Source organism: Acinetobacter rongchengensis (assembly GCF_003611475.1).
In the GTDB taxonomy this organism is placed as follows: Bacteria; Pseudomonadota; Gammaproteobacteria; order Pseudomonadales; family Moraxellaceae; genus Acinetobacter; species Acinetobacter rongchengensis.
The window spans coordinates 1-238 of sequence record NZ_RAXT01000236.1 but is presented as its reverse complement, the minus strand read 5'-3'; the positions used below and the strand labels follow the sequence as shown (position 1 = coordinate 238).

The window sequence follows — 238 nt, the reverse complement described above, 5'->3', positions numbered from 1 at the left end:
TTGGTATTACAGCCCTGCATGGATCCCTGACCTGAATGGAGAAGATGGCGTGAGCCGAGCAGGCAACAGCCAACTCGAAAAACTCAACCACAACCTGAGTCAATACTACAACTCACAAGCCAAACAATTCACAGCACACAGCACAGTCCGAGATGCTCAGGTTGGATACTGGTTTACATTCACCGAACACCCTGAAATAGAACAACATACAGACGCAGACAAAGAATTCCTGATCACT

The 238-nt window shown here is 47.1% G+C and carries 1 protein-coding gene; it reads left to right on the top strand.

Going from position 1 to position 238, the window contains the following annotated elements; all coding sequences use genetic code 11:
* Positions 1 to 238: contractile injection system protein, VgrG/Pvc8 family (locus D7V20_RS19695; protein WP_147395838.1), on the top strand; the 238-nt coding region annotated here is incomplete at both ends.